Annotated in this window: 14 protein-coding genes; 4 read left to right on the top strand and 10 right to left on the bottom strand. The window is 24.9% G+C overall.

Annotation, left to right across the window (positions count from 1 at the left end):
• Positions 1-17 precede the first annotated feature (17 nt).
• The gene (gene atpB / locus H0H66_RS00360; RefSeq protein ID WP_185858019.1) at positions 18-1,073 is read right to left on the bottom strand and encodes a F0F1 ATP synthase subunit A; all 1,056 of its coding nucleotides are present in this window, start codon (positions 1,071-1,073) and stop codon (positions 18-20) included.
• A gap of 153 nt (positions 1,074-1,226) precedes the next feature.
• Here atpB and H0H66_RS00355 point away from each other — a divergent pair, with 153 nt between their 5' ends.
• On the top strand, positions 1,227-2,375 hold the full coding sequence (locus tag H0H66_RS00355) for a trans-sulfuration enzyme family protein (protein ID WP_185858018.1): 1,149 nt from the start codon (positions 1,227-1,229) through the stop codon (positions 2,373-2,375).
• Here the strand turns inward: H0H66_RS00355 and cysS are convergent.
• From cysS to nadE, 3 genes are all read right to left on the bottom strand, one after another.
• On the bottom strand, positions 2,370-3,854 hold the full coding sequence (gene cysS / locus H0H66_RS00350) for a cysteine--tRNA ligase (RefSeq protein ID WP_185858017.1): 1,485 nt from the start codon (positions 3,852-3,854) through the stop codon (positions 2,370-2,372). The genes H0H66_RS00355 and cysS overlap by 6 nt on opposite strands.
• 11 nt (positions 3,855-3,865) lie before the next feature.
• Entirely contained in the window at positions 3,866-4,555 is a 690-nt protein-coding gene (gene folE / locus H0H66_RS00345; RefSeq protein ID WP_185858016.1) for a GTP cyclohydrolase I FolE, read from the bottom strand.
• A 78-nt stretch (positions 4,556-4,633) separates the two neighbouring features.
• Entirely contained in the window at positions 4,634-5,407 is a 774-nt protein-coding gene (nadE, locus tag H0H66_RS00340) for an NAD(+) synthase (RefSeq protein WP_185858015.1), read from the bottom strand.
• 42 nt (positions 5,408-5,449) lie between these two features.
• On the opposite strand from nadE, the gene tsaB reads away from it, so the two are divergent.
• From tsaB to H0H66_RS00325, 3 genes are all read left to right on the top strand, one after another.
• Positions 5,450-6,091, top strand: a complete 642-nt coding sequence (gene tsaB / locus H0H66_RS00335; RefSeq protein ID WP_185858014.1) for a tRNA (adenosine(37)-N6)-threonylcarbamoyltransferase complex dimerization subunit type 1 TsaB — start codon at positions 5,450-5,452, stop codon at positions 6,089-6,091.
• A gap of 271 nt (positions 6,092-6,362) precedes the next feature.
• Positions 6,363-8,111 carry a TrkH family potassium uptake protein gene (locus H0H66_RS00330; RefSeq protein ID WP_185858013.1) on the top strand — a complete coding sequence of 583 codons (1,749 nt, stop codon included), beginning with the start codon at positions 6,363-6,365 and terminating at the stop codon, positions 8,109-8,111.
• A gap of 7 nt (positions 8,112-8,118) precedes the next feature.
• On the top strand, positions 8,119-8,811 hold the full coding sequence (locus H0H66_RS00325; protein WP_185858012.1) for a potassium channel family protein: 693 nt from the start codon (positions 8,119-8,121) through the stop codon (positions 8,809-8,811).
• 217 nt (positions 8,812-9,028) lie between these two features.
• Here the strand turns inward: H0H66_RS00325 and H0H66_RS00320 are convergent, their stop codons facing one another.
• The 6 genes from H0H66_RS00320 to H0H66_RS00295 are packed head-to-tail and all read right to left on the bottom strand — an operon-like array spanning position 9,029 to position 17,120.
• Positions 9,029-10,282, bottom strand: a complete 1,254-nt coding sequence (locus H0H66_RS00320) for a hypothetical protein (protein WP_185858011.1) — start codon at positions 10,280-10,282, stop codon at positions 9,029-9,031.
• A gap of 2 nt (positions 10,283-10,284) precedes the next feature.
• Positions 10,285-10,872 (bottom strand): c-type cytochrome, encoded by a 588-nt coding sequence (locus H0H66_RS00315; protein ID WP_185858010.1) that lies wholly within the window; start codon positions 10,870-10,872, stop codon positions 10,285-10,287.
• A gap of 1 nt (position 10,873) precedes the next feature.
• Complete coding sequence (locus tag H0H66_RS00310; protein ID WP_185858009.1) at positions 10,874-11,398, bottom strand: DUF3341 domain-containing protein; 525 nt, start codon at positions 11,396-11,398, stop codon at positions 10,874-10,876.
• A gap of 1 nt (position 11,399) precedes the next feature.
• Positions 11,400-12,779, bottom strand: a complete 1,380-nt coding sequence (nrfD, locus tag H0H66_RS00305) for an NrfD/PsrC family molybdoenzyme membrane anchor subunit (RefSeq protein ID WP_185858008.1) — start codon at positions 12,777-12,779, stop codon at positions 11,400-11,402.
• 22 nt (positions 12,780-12,801) lie between these two features.
• A complete protein-coding gene (locus tag H0H66_RS00300) occupies positions 12,802-15,762 on the bottom strand; it encodes a 4Fe-4S dicluster domain-containing protein (RefSeq protein WP_185858007.1) in 2,961 nt (986 codons plus the stop codon).
• Between the two features lie 38 nt (positions 15,763-15,800).
• Positions 15,801-17,120 (bottom strand): c-type cytochrome, encoded by a 1,320-nt coding sequence (locus tag H0H66_RS00295; RefSeq protein ID WP_185858006.1) that lies wholly within the window; start codon positions 17,118-17,120, stop codon positions 15,801-15,803.
• Between the last annotated feature and the right edge of the window lie 146 nt (positions 17,121-17,266).

The raw sequence follows: 17,266 nt of genomic DNA, 5'->3' as shown, positions 1-17,266 counted from the left end.
TTTAGTTTAGTATATGTTTAATCATAATTTTTCACAGACATTCCTATAAGCAAGGCAGACAAAGTTGTAAAAATAAAAGCTTGTAAAAAAGCAACCATAATTTCTAATATAGAAATAAAAAAACCAAAAATTATGGAAAAACCAGTTATCAAAAAATTTTTAAAGATAAAAATAAGACAAATAAAACTTAAAATAATTATATGTCCAGCAGTAATATTAGCAAATAATCGAATACACAAAGTTAATGGACGAATAAAAATTCCAACAAATTCGATAGGAGCTAATAATAATCTAACGCCTACTGGAACGCCTGGCATCCAAAAAATATGTTTCCAATAATTCATATTAGCATTTATATTAGTCATAATAAATGTCATGATAGCTAATACTAATGTAATGTTTATATTACCTGTTACATTTGGAAATCCTGGAAGTAATCCTGTTAAATTATTAAATAATATAAAAAAAAAGGATGTTAATAAAAAAGGAAAAAATATTTTATATTTTTTATTTCCAATATTAGGAATTGCAATCTCGTCTCGTACAAATAGAATGAGAAATTCTAAAAAAATTCCCAAATTCCATTTAATTTGATAGTTATTATAACTATGTTTCATTCGTATAAAAAAATAAGATAATAAAAAAGAAGATATCAAAATGGATACTACATTTTTCGTAATAGAAAAATCCCAAGGTTTATTATTTTTTGGAATTCCTTTTGAATCCATATATAGTAATCCAATATGATTTGTTTGATATATTGTTTCTCGAAACATTTTATAATATCCATATTTTCCTTTGACTACATTTTTACATGAAAACTGAGAAGAAGAAAAAATTTCTAATCCGTTATTCCACAAAATAATTGGTAAAGAAAAAATAATTCCCCGATTATGATTTCCTACAATATGCCATTCATGAGAATCACTTACATGATCTAAAATAGTATTAGCTATATCTATGTTTTTATCATTTTTTTTATGATCATTTTTATTCTGATGTTGATCAGAAGAATAAACATATAAAAAAAACAAAAAAAAGAATAACAGATATATGATTTTTTTTGAAATCATTGATAGAAAAAAAATAAAAAACAAATTTATATTTTTTTCAAAAACAATATTGTTTTTATAAAAAAATTTTTAACATAATTGTATTTTCATTTTTAGTACATTTGCATGTAATTACAATTACAATAATTTGTATTATTTATTATAACGATAACAATGAAGAAAGAAACAAAGCTTATTCAAAATATATTATCTGATCCTCTTACAGGTGCTATATCTACTCCAATATATCAAACATCAACTTATGTACAAGAAGCTCCTGGTGTTCATAAAGGATTCGATTATACGAGAACCAATAACCCTACGAGAAAAATACTCGAAAATTTAATAACTAATTTAGAATACGGTTGTGCAAGTTTAGCTTTTTCTTCTGGATTAGCATCTATAGATGCTATATTAAAATTATTAAAATGTGGAGATGAAATAGTTGCTGTAGATGATATTTACGGAGGAACATTTCGTGTTCTAAATTTGTACAAAAAATTAGGAATTCATACTAAATTTGTAGATACAACAAATGCAGAAAAAACTATTTCTGCTATTTCTGATAAAACCAAACTAATTTGGTTGGAATCACCAACTAATCCTACATTAAAAATATCTGATATAGAATACATTAGTAAAAAATCTAAAAATAAAAATTCTACTATTTTAGTTGTTGTAGATAACACTTTTGCTTCTCCTGCCATTCAAAATCCTTTAAAATTAGGATCAGATATCGTAGTTCATAGTGCTACAAAATATTTAGCAGGACATTCAGATGTTTTAGCTGGATTAATTACTGTAAAAAATACAGATTTGTATGAAAAATTAAAATATATTCAAAATACAACTGGAGGAGTTTTATCTCCTATTGATTGTTGGTTGACCATCAGAGGAAGTCAAACGTTATATTTACGTATAAAAAAACAATCTCAAAATGCATTTAAAATTGCTTCTTTTTTAAAAAAACAAAATAATAAACTTGATCAACTTTATTATCCTGGATTATCTCATCATAAAAATCATTTTATTGCAGTAAAACAACAGCGATATTTTGGAGGAATTGTTTCTTTTAGCCTTAAGATGGATACAATCGAGTCCGCTAAAAAAATTGTAACTTCTACAAAGTTGTTCAAGTTAGCAGAAAGTTTAGGTGGAACAAAAAGTTTAATTTGTCATCCCGCAACTATGACACATAAATCTACACCTTTAGAAATCAGAAAAAATGCAGGAATACAAGATTCTCTAATACGTTTATCTATGGGAATAGAAAACGCAGATGATCTCATAGAAGATATTGATCAAGCCTTAAAATCACTATAATAATTTATTATCATGTAATGAAATTCCTATATGAGATAATTCTTGACGAATTTTATCTGATATAATCCAATTTTTTTGTTTCCTTGCTTCTGTACGAAGTTTGATTAGTCTTTTTATAAGTATTTCTAATTTTTTAGAATTTTCTTCATGAGAATGAATTTCTTGAATTCCTAAAATATCAAAAACAAAATAAATCATATATTTTTTTAATAAATGAACATGAGACTCCTCTATATCATAAAGAGAATGATTTACAATGTGAGTAGAAGCTTGAAATAAATGTGAAATTAATAAAGGAATATTAAAGTCGTCATTAATAGCTTTATAACAAATATTGATCCAATAATGAATATCAAATATATTGTGATTATTTAATCTATTTTTAGATGTTTTAGGTTCAAAATTTTTGAGTAAATTTATGGATTTCATGAGCTTATGATATCCTTTTTTAGCGTCCATTAGTCCTTTTTTTGAAAAATCCATAATATTTCTATAATGAGATTGTAGGATATAAAATCTAAAAATATTAGGACAATAATTTTTTTCACAAATTTCATTGTGAATAATATCTTCTAATTCCAAAAAATTTCCTGTAGATTTGCTCATTTTTTTTCCATTTAAAGTAAGCATATTCGTGTGCATCCAATAATGTGCAAAACAATTTTTATTATAAACCCCTATCGCTTGTGCTAATTCGCATTCATGATGAGGAAATTTTAGATCCATTCCTCCACCATGAATATCAAAAGTTTCTCCTAAATATTTTGTACTCATAGTTGTACATTCAATATGCCATCCAGGAAATCCTTTTCCCCATGGAGAATTCCAATTCATAATATGATTTGAATTAGCTTTTTTCCAAAGGGAAAAATCTTGAAATCCACGTTTTTCTTTCAAAAATTTGAGATTATTATGAGAAAGTTTCTCTATTTTATTTTTACTTATTATACCATAAGGATGTATGGTATTATATTTCTTTAAATCAAAATATACAGATCCATTTATTTCGTATGCCAATTTTTTGGAAATTAATTCTTGTATCATATCTATTTGTTCTATAATATGACCTGTAGCTACCGGTTCTATACTTGGAGGTAATATATTTAAAATATTTAATAAATTGTGAAAAGAAAGAGTATATTTTTGTACGATTTCCATAGGTTCAAGTCTTTCTATACGAGATTTTTGAGTAATTTTATCTTCTGTATCGAAATCTTCATTTTCTAAATGTCCAACGTCAGTAATGTTTCTAACATAACGAACTTTATATCCTAAATGTTTAAAATAACGAAAAACAATATCAAATAATATAAAAGTCCTACAATTTCCCAAATGTAAATGGTTGTAAACTGTAGGGCCACATACATAAATACCAACATATTCTTTATGAATAGGATGAAATAATTCTTTTTTTTTTGTTAAAGAATTATATATCTTGATATCATTACGATTTTTTTGTTGAAAACTTTTTTCCTCCATTTTTTTCCTACTTAAGAAATTCCAATATAATGCAAAAATTCTTTTCTAATCTCAGAATCATTTTTAAAAGATCCTATTAATTCAGTTGTAACCGTACTAGTATCTATATCTTTAATTCCACGAGAATTGACACATAAATGTTTTGCTTCTATTACACAAGCAACATCTTTTGTTTCTAACATTTTTTGCAATGATTGAACGATTTGTATTGTTAACCGTTCTTGAACTTGCGGTCTTTTTGCATAAAAATTTACAATTCTATTGATTTTAGAAAGACCTACTACTTTTCCATTAGAAATATAACCCACATGAGCTTTCCCTATTATGGGAAGAAAATGGTGTTCACATGTAGAATAAACTGTAATATTTTTTTCTATTAACATTTGTTTATATTTATATTTATTTTCAAAAATGGAAAAATTAGGTATATTCTTCGGATTAAGACCGCTAAATATTTCTTGTATAAACATTTTTGCTACCCGTTTAGGTGTTCTACGTAAACTATCGTCATTCATATCTAAACCTAAAATTTTCATTATTTGAAAAAAATGTTTTTTAATTTTATCTATTTTTTCTTCATCATTCATATAAGAAACATTATTACGAAAAATACAATTTCGATTATTGATAGAGTGATTTAAAATAGAATTTTGATTTAATTTTTTTTTTTTTTTAATTTTTTTATACTTTCCTTCCATCATAAACATAAAAAATAAACTTAGTCCATGAAAAACAAAATTACGAAAACGATTTCGTATGATTTAATCAACAAAAGATGTTTATTTTTTTATATCATTAGGTATTTTACATATAGGAATAGGAATCATTTTATGTTTATTTTTTTGATGTAATATTTGATATTTTTTTAAAATTGGATTTTCTATTTTAGAACAATCTTTTTTTTTCAAAATTTCCATAGCCCATTCTAGTTCTTCATAAGTAGCTCCTAATTGTTCTTCATCTGAACGTTTATCTTCCCAAAGTCCATCTGTTGGTTTTGCTTTTTGAATTTCATCAAAAATATTTAATTTTTTGGCTAAAAGACGAATTTCACTTTTAGTTAAATCGGCTATAGGTTGTAAATCTACACCTCCATCTCCATATTTTGTAAAAAACCCCACCCCAAAATCTTCTATTTTATTTCCGGTCCCAACAACAAGATGATTTTTTACATTAGAATAATAATATAGAGTTAACATACGAATACGAGATTTTACATTCACTGATGATAAAGATTCTTTCAAGTTATCGATATCATTAATTGTATGAAAAAAAGTGGTAAATAATATAGATAAATCTTTTACAAGATAATGAACATTTGAAAATTTTTGGGTCAAAAATTTTGCATGTTTTATAGATAAAAAATTTTCTTTTTCCAAAATAGGCATTTCTAATATGATAGTAGGAAATCCGGTCATAGCAACTAAAGTAGATGCAACTGAAGAATCTATCCCTCCAGATATTCCAATAATAAATCCATTCGATTTAGATTTTTGAATATACTTTTTCAACCAAGAAACAATATATCTAATTATTTTTTCGACTTTGATCATTTTATTTTAAATATATTAATTTTAAAAAAAATTTGATATAATATGTCTTTCATTCTAAATTTAGAAACTTCTACTAAAAATTGTTCAGTCAGTATTGCTAAAAATGGAATATGTTTAACTTCTATAGAAGAATGTTCTAAAGAACATACTCATTCAGAAAAATTGCATGCATTTATTCAATATGCCATAAATATTTCCGGTATTCATATTAATGAATTAAAGTCTATTTGTGTGAATAAAGGTCCAGGGTCCTATACTTCTTTAAGAATAGGAGCATCAGCTGCTAGAGGATTATGTTATTCTTTAGGTATTCCTTTGTTATCTATAGATACATTAACGGTTATGTGTTATAGAATCAATATAAAAAAAGGATTACTGGTTCCCATGATACATATTAAATCCGATTTTTTCTATACTTCATTATTTAATGAATCAAAAAAAAGATTAAATCCTATTTGTATAAAAAAACTAGATTATGACTTTGTTAAATCTTTATCTAAAGATAAAAAAGTATATTTCATAGGAAATTTTCCCGTAAAAGATAAAAAATTATTTTTTTTTATGAGAAAAAATGAATTCTTATATATAAGGCCATCTGCAACGGATATGTCTTTAATTTCTTACAAAGAATTTTGCAAAAAAAAATTTCATGATATTAAAAAATTTATTCCTTTTTATAAATAAGGTTTTTTTATGAAAAAAATTTAATACTAAAATATTCCTTTATCTGTTTCAAGTTCAACATAAAATAGATTTTGTATTAAATCCTTTATAAAATATCAAATCATTTTAATATAATTTATCTATTTTTTTATTATAAGTTATAAAAATTTTTTTTGAAAAATCGTTATCATATTATGATTAATTTGATAAAAATATCAATAAAATTGAAAAATATAAAATTTTATGGTGTAACAATCGAATTTCGATATGATCAAGAAATTTTAAAACTAAAATGATCCAAATTAGATTACAAAATTTTTTGGATATTCTCACTCCAATTATATTTATTTATATAATTTTTTCTTTAGGATGGAAACCCTTCCGATTTTTAAATATCGAAACTTTTTTAGGAATTATATTAATAATATGTTTATTACACTTTTTTATTCTTTTTAATAAAAATCTTGAAAAGGGTTATAGATCCATGATCATATTATCCTTTTTGATATTATTTATTTCTTTTATTTTTTCTTTTGTAAAAATATTATTTTTTGATAATAGAAATATCACTTCAGACGTAAAAATATATACGCTTGTTAGTTTAATTATATATATTCTAATTCGTATTACTTATTTTATGCGAATAGTATACGTTAAGATTCATAATCCTGCTTTTATATTTATTATAAGTTTTGTTTTTCTATCTTTTTTGGGTTCTATTTTATTAATGCTACCCGCCTCTACAGTCAATAAAATATCATTTATAGATGCTTTGTTTACTTCTACTAGCGCTGTATGTGTCACAGGACTAGGAGTATTAGATACGTCCAAAGATTTTACATATTTAGGAAAAATTTTTATACTTACATTAATAGAATTAGGAGGATTAGGTATTTTAACCATTACTTCTTTTTTTAGTTATTTTTTTAGAAACGGTTTTTCTTTTAAAGAAGCTATTTTTGTTAGTAATTTTTTAAACACAAAAACAACAAATAATGTTCTTAGTTTAGCTGTTAAAGTAGTATTATTTACTTTATCAATAGAAGTTATAGGTGCTTTATTAATTTATTTTTCTATTAAAGATAAAAATACAATAGAATCTGATAGTATTTTATTTTTTTCTATTTTTCATTCTATATCTGCTTTTTGTAATAGTGGATTTTCAACTTTAAGTCAAGGTTTATATTCACCATCTGTGAGATTCAATTATCTATTTCAATTAATTATTTCTTTTTTATTAATATTAGGTGGAATAGGTTTTAATATTTTATTCAATTTTTTTACATATATATGGTTCACTATAAAAAAATATTTCTTTAAAATTTTTCAATATGAAGATTTTCGATATCCCGCACATGTAGTTACTTTGAATACCAAAATTGTTATAACGACAACATTTTGTTTGCTTATTTTCGGTACCGTTTTTTATTATATTAGTGAATATCATTCTTCTCTTTCAGAACATTCTTCTTTTTATGGAAAATGGATCGTTTCGTTTTTTTCTTCAGCTACATCTAGAACAGCGGGGTTTCATGTATTAAATATGAACACTTTAACTCCAATTACCATTTTTTTGACTATTTTTTTAATGTGGATAGGAGCTTCTCCAGCTTCTACTGGAGGAGGGATAAAAACAAGTACTTTCGCATTGGCTTTAATGAATATTATTTCTTTGTCTAGGGGAAAGAATAGATTAGAAATACAAAGAAAAGAAATTCCTTCGGAATTAATTCAATTATCTTTTTCAATCATTATGTTATCTATAATAGTGATATATATCAGTATTTTAATAATAATTTATTTGGATCCAAAAGAAAATATTCTATCGATTTCTTTTGAAGTATTTTCCGCTTTTTCTACAACAGGATTATCTTTAGGAATAACTTCGAGTTTATCAAGTGGAAGTAAATTAGTTTTAATACTTTTAATGTTATTAGGGAGAATAGGGGTTTTGAATGTGATGATTGGTTTGTTAAGAAAAAACAGAATTAGTTCTCATCATTATTACAGGTATACTAAAGGAAATATTCTGATTAATTAAGAAAAATATGAAAATTATAATTATTGGATTAGGAAATTTTGGAAGATCTTTAGCTCTTAATTTAACAGATAATGGACATGAAGTGTTTGGAATAGATCATAAAATGGAAAAAGTGGATTTACTAAAAGATCATATAGCGAATGTAGTATGTATGGATGCAAATAATGAAGCCGCTTATAAAGTATTACCTATTCAACAAGCGGATTTAGGAATTGTAGCTATTGGAGAAAACGAAGGTTCGTCAATAGTAACTACAGCTATATTAAAAAAATATAAAAATTTGAGAATCGTAAGTAGATCTTTATCTAAAATACATGACACGATATTAGAAGCTATGGGAATTAATGACGTCATTCATCCAGAACAAGATGCTGCATTTCGATTAACTAAACAAATATCTTTTAATTATGCTTTGGATTACTTTCGAGTAGATAATAAGCATTCTATAGCAGAAGTTTTTTCTCCATACTCTTTTAATGGTAAATCTGTTAAAAGTTTAAAATTGACACAAAAATATTCTGTTTCTTTAATTACTGTTATACGAGACATTAATAATACAACATCTTCGTATTCCAAAAAGTCTACTACAAGACGAGTCATAGGATTAGTTACGGGGGATACTGTTTTGAAAAATGGAGATATATTAACTCTTTTTGGATCTAACAAATCGATCATGAATTTTGTGAAAGATAAAAAATAACAATACAATCGATTAATATTCATATAAAAATAATTAATAGATTTTATACAACTTTTTTAAGTCTCCTATTTATTGAAAAAAAGTACTACGTAATAAAATATATAATTTTACAATTATTATGTAATTATTTGATTTTCAATTATAAAATATTATAAAAATCGAATAAACTTACCTAAAAAAAAGTTTTATTTTATTAATAAAATTTTACAAAAATTATTTACATATAAGGATACTTATAATTTTTACTTTCCCGAAAAAAAGGATTTCCTTCAGAAGAACAAAATTTTCTTTTATTAAAATTTGAAAATAAAATATAAATAAAAAAACCTCCTATGATTAATAAAGAACCTATTATTTCAAATATACAAAAATGGAGCCCATCATTAACATCTGGCGCTATTAAATTGTATATATCAATGTAATGGCCAATAAGCAATATTAAAGATATGAAAAATACTGTTTTGTAATTTGATTTCCTTTTACTACTAATTAATCCTAAGAAAGGAATTATAAAATTAGGAATGAGCATCCAATAATGGATAAAGTTATATGTTTGTTCTCTTTTTATAAAATATGTAATTTCTTCTGGAATGTTTCCATACCAATAAAGAAAAAATTGAGAAAACCAAAGATAAGTCCATAATAAACTGGAAGAAAATAAATATTTACTAAGATCATGTAAATGACTTTTATTAAATAAAGGAAAATATCCTTTTTTGTGAAGAAAAATAGTGATTATTGTGATAGTACTTATTCCTGTTATAATAAAACTGCTTAAAACATACCAACTCAATAAAGTACTGAACCAGTGTGGATTTAAAGACATAACCCAATCCCATATCATAAATATAGAAATGAAAGAAAAAAATATAACAAAAATGACAGATTTAAAATACAAATTATTATAATCATTCAAAGAATGAGATATATACAATTTACGAGATATTTTTTTAATTTTTGCATAAAAAAAACTACATCCTAATACATATATTATACTTCTTCCTAAAAAAAATGGAATATTCAAAAATAATCTTTTGTTTGCAATGATTTTGTCATATTTTAACGAAGTAGGATTATACAAATCAGAATTCATCCAATGAAATATATGTACAATATCTATTGTATTTAACAATAAAATGATAAAAATAAGAAAACAACCGTATGGTATAAAAGAAGATATTTCTTCCATAATAGGATGAAGAATGACAGACCAACCTGATTTTGATATATTTTGTATACTCAAAAAAAACAATGTTCCCATAGATATAGAGGTAAAATAAAAAATGGAAATATATAATACGGCACAAGGGTTATGATTTATTAATGTAGAATTAATTGTTTCTTTTTCTGTGAAAAATGAAAAATTTTGTTTTTTTTCGATAAATATTTTATCGAAAAAAATAAAAATAAAACCTATAATTATTATCATAATAATAATAGTTTTTTTATTAATTTTATATAACTTCTTCATGTTTATTTTTTTTTGAGAAACAAAACATATTCTGATACCCTCCATCTATCTATTTCATTTAATTGTGAAGCATAAGAACTCATATTATTTTTCCCATATGTAATAACATAATAAACACTTCCAATAGTTAAATCTCTATCTTTATAATTAGGAATTCCAAAAATTTTTTCATTTTTGACCAAATCACCTTGTCCATCTCCATTTTTACCGTGACATATAGAACAGTTGATTTGATATAATCTTTCTCCTTTTTTGATTGTAATTTCTTTTTTTTCGTAATGATTATTGTATAATGGATTTTGAATTATGTTTTTGTAATTTTTTCTATCTATAGAAAATGAATGATTTCTAGAAATACTTCCTTTGACTGGAGACAATGAAGAAGTTTTTTCTTTTGAAAAAAAAGGAATTTGAATTTGTTTAACTTTTTTATAATTGGAATAAGGATCTGAATAAGGCTCATATGCTTCTGAATAATACATATCTGGCATATATACTACATTAGGTTTTGTTTTATCAAACCAACAAGATTCTAAAATAACTAACAAAATCATATTGAAAATTATTTCATAATAATATTTAGTCTTCATATTACTTCACATTTTTTTTTATAGAAACCTCTATTGCTCCATGTATTTTTAATAGATCTATTAATTTTTCCGTATTTTTTTCAGTATGAATTTCTATTAAAAACATGTTATCAGTAGTTCTTGAATCCGGATTTTTTGGCATACATCCTGGATATAATTTACATTGAATGAGATAACTGATACACATAAAATGTGCAGAAAAAAAAATTGTAAATTCAAATATTACAGGTATAAAAGAAGGCATATTCTTAATCCAAGAAAAAGAGGGTTTCCCTCCAATATTTTGAGGCCAATCCCAAATCATAACATACCAGGTTAATATACAAGCTATAAAAAAACCTAATAATCCATATATAAAAGATAAAAAAGACAAATTTGTTTTTTTTAGTTTTAATATTTCTGTTAGATTATGAATAGGAAAAGGGGAATATACTTCATGTATATCATAATTATGAGACTGTATAATTTTAATACTATTTATTAACGTATTATCATTATTATATAATGCATGGACATTTACTTTCATTTTATTTTTTATTATGATCAGGATAATCAGGGTTCAATATTGTTTTTAATTCTGACTGTGAAATCACAGGAAAAACACGTATATATAATAAATAAAGAATAAAAAATAGTCCAATTGTTCCTATAAAAATTCCAACATCTACAAATGAAGGGATAAACCCAGTCCAAGAAGAAGGAAGATAATCATGACTTAGATTTAAAACAATAATATCAAATCTTTCAAACCACATTCCTATATTTATAATAATAGCTATCACATAAGACCAAAAAAAACTTCTCCGTATAGATTTAAACCATAAAAATTGAGGAATAATAATATTACAAATAATCAAAGTCCAAAAAGCCCACCAAAAAGGACCTTTAGATGCTTCTACAGAAAAATAAATAAATTTTTCAAAAGGATTTCCTGAGTACCAAGCAAGAATAAATTCTGAAATATAAGCTAATAATACAATCCATCCTGTCAATAAAATAATCATATTCATATATTCAATATGATTTCGGGTAATATAATTTTCTAAATAAAGAACTTTCCTGGCTACCCCTAACAAAGTTTGTACCATTGCAAAACCTGAAAATATAGCGCCTGCTACAAAATAAGGTGGAAATATTGTACTATGCCAACCTTTAATTACAGAAGTAGAAAAATCAAAAGAAACTATGGTATGTACAGAAAATACTAATGGGGTACATAAACCCGCCAAAATTAAGGAAATTTCTTCAAATCTTTGCCAATCTTTTGATGTTCCTCCCCAACCAAAACTGAGAATACTATAAATTTTTTTTTGAAAAGGATCTGAAATACGATCTCGTATCATTGCAAAATCTGGAATTAACCCCATAAACCAAAAAACTGTAGAAACAGAAAAATAAGTACTAATAGCAAATACATCCCATAATAAAGGAGAATTAAAATTTGGCCATAAAGATCCAAATTGATTAGGAATAGGTAATACCCAATGTGCATTCCATGGTCTTCCCATATGAATAATTGGAAATAACCCAGCCTGGATGACAGCAAAAATTGTCATTGCTTCTGCTGAACGATTAATCGATAAACGCCATTTTTGTCGAAATAACAATAAAACAGCTGAAATCAAAGTCCCAGCGTGACCAATTCCAACCCACCAAACAAAATTGGTTATATCCCATGCCCAATTAATTGTCTTATTTAAACCCCATACCCCTATACCTGTTGAAATTGTATAAAAAATACACCCCACTCCCCATAAAAAAGCTAAAATAGAAATGGAAAAAGATATCCACCATAGATTTCCTGCTTTATTTTTTATAGGATTTAAAATATCATTTGTAATATTTTTGAATGTTTTTTTTCCCAAAACTAAGGGTTGTCTAATAGGAGAATCATAATGATTTAACATAATTTTTTCATTTTCATTTTTTCTATTCCATTTTTCTTTTATTTCTGATTTTCAATTGATAAGATACATTAGGTCTTACTCCTATAAAATCTAAAAGTTTATAAGATCTAGAATTATTTATTTTTTTATAAATAAGACTATTAGAATTGTTCGCATCTCCAAAAGTAATGGCTTTGGTAGGACAAGAAGTACTGCAAGCTGTTTCAAATTCTTCATCTTTAATTTTTCTATTTTCTTTTTTTGCAACACCAATAGTATATTGTGTTCTTTGTATACATAAAGAGCATTTTTCCATGACTCCTCTGGTTCTGATAACTACATCTGGATTTAGAACCATTTTACCCAAAGTATTATTCATGTTAAAATCAAATTTGGAATTATTAGCATAATTAAACCAATTAAATCTCCTTACTTTATAAGGACAATTATTTGCACAATAACGAGTTCCTATACAACGATTATAAGTCATCATATTTTGACCTTGTTCTCCATGAGAAGTTGCTCCAACTGGACATACAGTTTCACAGGGAGCATGATCGCAATGTTGACACATAATTGGTTGAAAAACTACTTTTGGATTTTTATAAATATTTTCTTCATGATTATTTTCTTCATTTTTATCTGCACAATAATATCTATCTATACGTAACCAATGCATATCTCTAGATTTTTCTATTTCTTTTTTTCCAACAACAGGAACATTATTTTCCGAGTGACATGCAATTATACATGCTCCACATCCAATACAAGCATTTAAATCTATAGATAAATTAAAATGATGTCCGTTTTTTTCTTTTTTATGATTTTGATTCCAAATAGAAATTTTTTCTGTAGGAAGCATTCCTTTATGAGTTAAAACTTTTTCTTCCTCATTCCAAATTTCTTTTGGATTATTTAAAAATACGTCCAAATCTGTCTCTTTCACTAAATTTCTTCCTACTGTGGTGTGATGCAGTTGTACACAAGCAAATTTATGTATTTTGTCTACTTTTTCTATTTGTATATCATTTTGTATAATGTGAAAATTTTCATAGCATTTATAGGCATTTTTTCCGTTAATCATATGAGATAGTTTTCCTTTTTTTTGACCATAACCAAAAGCTAATCCCACAGATCCTACAGCTTGTCCAGGTTGAATAAAAATAGGAAGATTCTGAATGATTATCTTATTATTTTTAATTAAATTAACACAGTTTCCATTTAAAGATCCATCTCCAGAATTCCAATTTTTCAATCCTATTTTATTTGCGTCAAAATATGATATAGTTAAATAATTATCCCATGTAGTACGAGTAATGGGGTCCGGTAGTTCTTGTAACCAAGGATTATTATATTGAGAACCATCTCCCATACTGATTTTAGTATATAATCTAAGTTCAAAACTTTTTTTTATTTTTGGGTCAATTGTTTTTTTTCTTTTTCCATATTCTTGTATTTTTTCATTAATTAAAATTGAAGATGAAGAATGGTTATGATTTTTTGTAAGTGTTACTACTCCATGAAATAAAGCCTCATTAAAAGAAGCAACATTAGATTGAGGAATAATATTTTTTTCCCAAACTTTTTTCAAATATTCGTAATAATTTTTTTCTTTAATCCCACTCCAAATGATTAAAGAATCCTGAAATTGTCTTGTATTAAAAATACGTTGAATAGTAGGTTGAGTTAATGTACAAACATTAGTAACGGGACAAGTATCTCCCCAACTTTCTAACCAATGAGGAATAGGAGCTAAAACATCCATTATTTCATTGGTTTCATCTTTATTTGTCGAAAAAGAAACAGTTAAAGGAATTTTTTTTATAAATTCTATGATTTTTTTAGAAATGGATAATGGAAGACTATAAATAGGATTCACATTATGAATAAATAATGCTCCAATATTTCCTTTTTCTAAACTTTTTAAAAAATTTTTAAACTCATGGTCATTACTTTCTTTAGATAAAAAATATTTTTTTTCTTGTAAAGCGAGACTATTAATTTTTATATTAATTAAAAAAGATATCTCATAAGATTCCTGATCTCCATCCGCAAGAATAACGCATTTAGATCCCATTTTTTTTATTAATGAAATTATTTTTTTTGCATTTTTATCCTTTATTTTTTTTCCGAAAAAAATGTTTTGAAATATTTCAATCAATATTTTTTTTATATCAGAAGGTTTTTTAGATAAACGGAAATCTGCATTTGCTCCAGTTATAGTCATATTACTTTCTATTTGAATATGTTGCATCATATTTTTTTTAGGTTTTCTATTAAAAACATAAGATTGAGCCATATTTTCTGGACACCAATCACCCAAAAAATCTGCATCAAATGAAATGATTAATTCTGATTTTTTTAGATCAAAGACAGGAAAACCACGAATTCCAAATATTTTTTTCGAAGCATCTAAAACTTTAGAATATGAAATAGGATCATAAATGACCCATTTAGTTGATGGATATTTTTTTTTAAAATCTTGAATCAATTTTTTTGTAGAAAAACTTGGAAAAGAATAAGAAAGAAAAATTATATCTTTTTTTGTTTTGGATAAATATTTTAAGTGTTGAATGATATAATTATCTATGTTTTTCCAAGAACTTTTTTGACCTTTTAAGAAAGGATTTTTTAATCTTTCTTCATCATAAAGAGATAACAAAGAAGATTGTATTCTAGCAGAAGTTGTATGAAAAAATTCAGAAGAAGAATTAGGTTCTATTTTTATGGGACGTCCTTCTCTTGTTTTAACTAAAACACTTCCTATATCAAAAGAATCAATCATAGTTGATGCATAATAATTAGGAATTCCTGGAGTAATACTTTCTGGTTTAACTATGTAAGGAATAGATTTTATAACTGGACCTTTACAAGCGGCTAAAGTAACGGAAGCTGTACTGAACCCTAACCATTTAATAAAATCACGTCTAGACGTTTTTCCATTTATAAGATCTTTCATCGGTTTGTAATTTTCAAATATGATTTCTTTTTTATTTGATTTCATAATAATTTTTGTTAATCGCTTTCATCTTATTTATTTTATCAATAATGACATTTAGCGCATTCTGTTCCTCCAACCATATCAACAGTTATTTTGTTGTTTTTATTTTTGTTAGGAAAATATTCTTTGTAATATTTATTTTGAACATCTATTTCAACCTTTCTATGACAAGAAATACACCATTCCATGGTAAAATCATTGGACATCTTTACTGTATCCATTTTTTGGATTTCACCATGACAAGCATTACATACTAAATTTACTTTTTTTAATTTTTTTATTGTTTTTTCTCCTGTTATGATATGTTGAGAATGATCGAAATAAACAAAGTCTGGCATATTGTGAATACGAATCCATTGAACAGGATGAGTTTTTTTAGAATATTTTCTTGTTTCTGGATCCCATCCTACAGCTTGATAAATTTTTTGGATTTCTTGATTATATTCATCTCTATTTTTTCCTTTTTCTAAATAATCTCCATTATATTCATGAATGGTAATATGACAATTCATACAAATATTAAGAGAAGGAATTCCAGATATTTTTCCATATTTCGCAGAAGAATGACAATATTGACAATCGATTTTATTAATCTCAGAATGAATCTTATGAGAAAAATGAATAGGTTGTTTAGGTTTATATCCTTTATTTACATCTATTTTCATTAAAACATTCCAACATTCATATATTCCCAATAGCAAAAATAATCCTGTAAAACAGGAAAATAAATACCATTTTCTTTTGTCATATCCTAATATTTTTTTACATAAAATGTTTATTATAAAATTTTCCTTTATAAAAATAGAGGGTTTTATTTTTCCTTCATTTTCATTAACTAACTTAATTAAAATTTGAATTCTATATAAAATCCAAATTAGAATTAAAGATAAAATGCTAAAACAAAAAATAATGAGTTTAACTAAAAATTTATTTTCTTTTTTTTCCGTATTATTTTCATCATCATTATGATTTATTTCATGGTTTTCTTTTTTTTTTATTAAATCTGGATTTTGTATAAAATATAATATATCATCTATTTGTTTTTCTGATAATTGAGGAAATGAATTCATTTCTATGTTTCCATATTCTTTATAAATCGCTATAGCTTCCTTATCTCCACTTTCTCTTAAAGATTTATTATTTTTAATCCATTGATGTAACCATTTACGACTTCTTTTTTCAGTGACGCCATGCAAAGCTGGTCCTATCATTTTTTTACTTAATTCCATGGAATGACATGCAGTACAGTTTTTTTTAAAAAGATCAATACCGTTTTCGATGTCTCCTTTTATGTTATCCGCATATATTTTTTCTATTAAAAAAAAAGAAAAAGAAAAAATGAAAATCAAAATTCTTTTCATTATAGATCGTTTTATGTTATGAACATTATGAACAAAAATAAAATAAAAGAAAAAAATTTCATTTTTTGGAAAAAAAAATTCGTAAATTTATTTTGTGAGTCTTTAATTTTGTTTCATGTACATGTTCAGGTTTTATTTTTTTTTCT

It is taken from the genome of Blattabacterium cuenoti (genome assembly GCF_014251595.1).
Classification (GTDB): domain Bacteria; phylum Bacteroidota; class Bacteroidia; order Flavobacteriales; family Blattabacteriaceae; genus Blattabacterium; species Blattabacterium cuenoti_Q.
This window is presented reverse-complemented; position numbering and strand designations above follow the sequence as displayed.

Bases quoted from the DNA above. Each gene is read 5' to 3' on its own strand.
- atpB (WP_185858019.1), bottom strand. From the start codon at position 1,073: ATGATTTCAAAAAAAATCATATATCTGTTATTCTTTTTTTTGTTTTTT.
- H0H66_RS00355 (WP_185858018.1), top strand. From the start codon at position 1,227: ATGAAGAAAGAAACAAAGCTTATTCAAAATATATTATCTGATCCTCTT.
- cysS (WP_185858017.1), bottom strand. From the start codon at position 3,854: ATGGAGGAAAAAAGTTTTCAACAAAAAAATCGTAATGATATCAAGATA.
- folE (WP_185858016.1), bottom strand. From the start codon at position 4,555: ATGATGGAAGGAAAGTATAAAAAAATTAAAAAAAAAAAAAAATTAAAT.
- nadE (WP_185858015.1), bottom strand. From the start codon at position 5,407: ATGATCAAAGTCGAAAAAATAATTAGATATATTGTTTCTTGGTTGAAA.
- tsaB (WP_185858014.1), top strand. From the start codon at position 5,450: ATGTCTTTCATTCTAAATTTAGAAACTTCTACTAAAAATTGTTCAGTC.
- H0H66_RS00330 (WP_185858013.1), top strand. From the start codon at position 6,363: ATGATCCAAATTAGATTACAAAATTTTTTGGATATTCTCACTCCAATT.
- H0H66_RS00325 (WP_185858012.1), top strand. From the start codon at position 8,119: ATGAAAATTATAATTATTGGATTAGGAAATTTTGGAAGATCTTTAGCT.
- H0H66_RS00320 (WP_185858011.1), bottom strand. From the start codon at position 10,282: ATGAAGAAGTTATATAAAATTAATAAAAAAACTATTATTATTATGATA.
- H0H66_RS00315 (WP_185858010.1), bottom strand. From the start codon at position 10,872: ATGAAGACTAAATATTATTATGAAATAATTTTCAATATGATTTTGTTA.
- H0H66_RS00310 (WP_185858009.1), bottom strand. From the start codon at position 11,398: ATGAAAGTAAATGTCCATGCATTATATAATAATGATAATACGTTAATA.
- nrfD (WP_185858008.1), bottom strand. From the start codon at position 12,779: ATGTTAAATCATTATGATTCTCCTATTAGACAACCCTTAGTTTTGGGA.
- H0H66_RS00300 (WP_185858007.1), bottom strand. From the start codon at position 15,762: ATGAAATCAAATAAAAAAGAAATCATATTTGAAAATTACAAACCGATG.
- H0H66_RS00295 (WP_185858006.1), bottom strand. From the start codon at position 17,120: ATGAAAAGAATTTTGATTTTCATTTTTTCTTTTTCTTTTTTTTTAATA.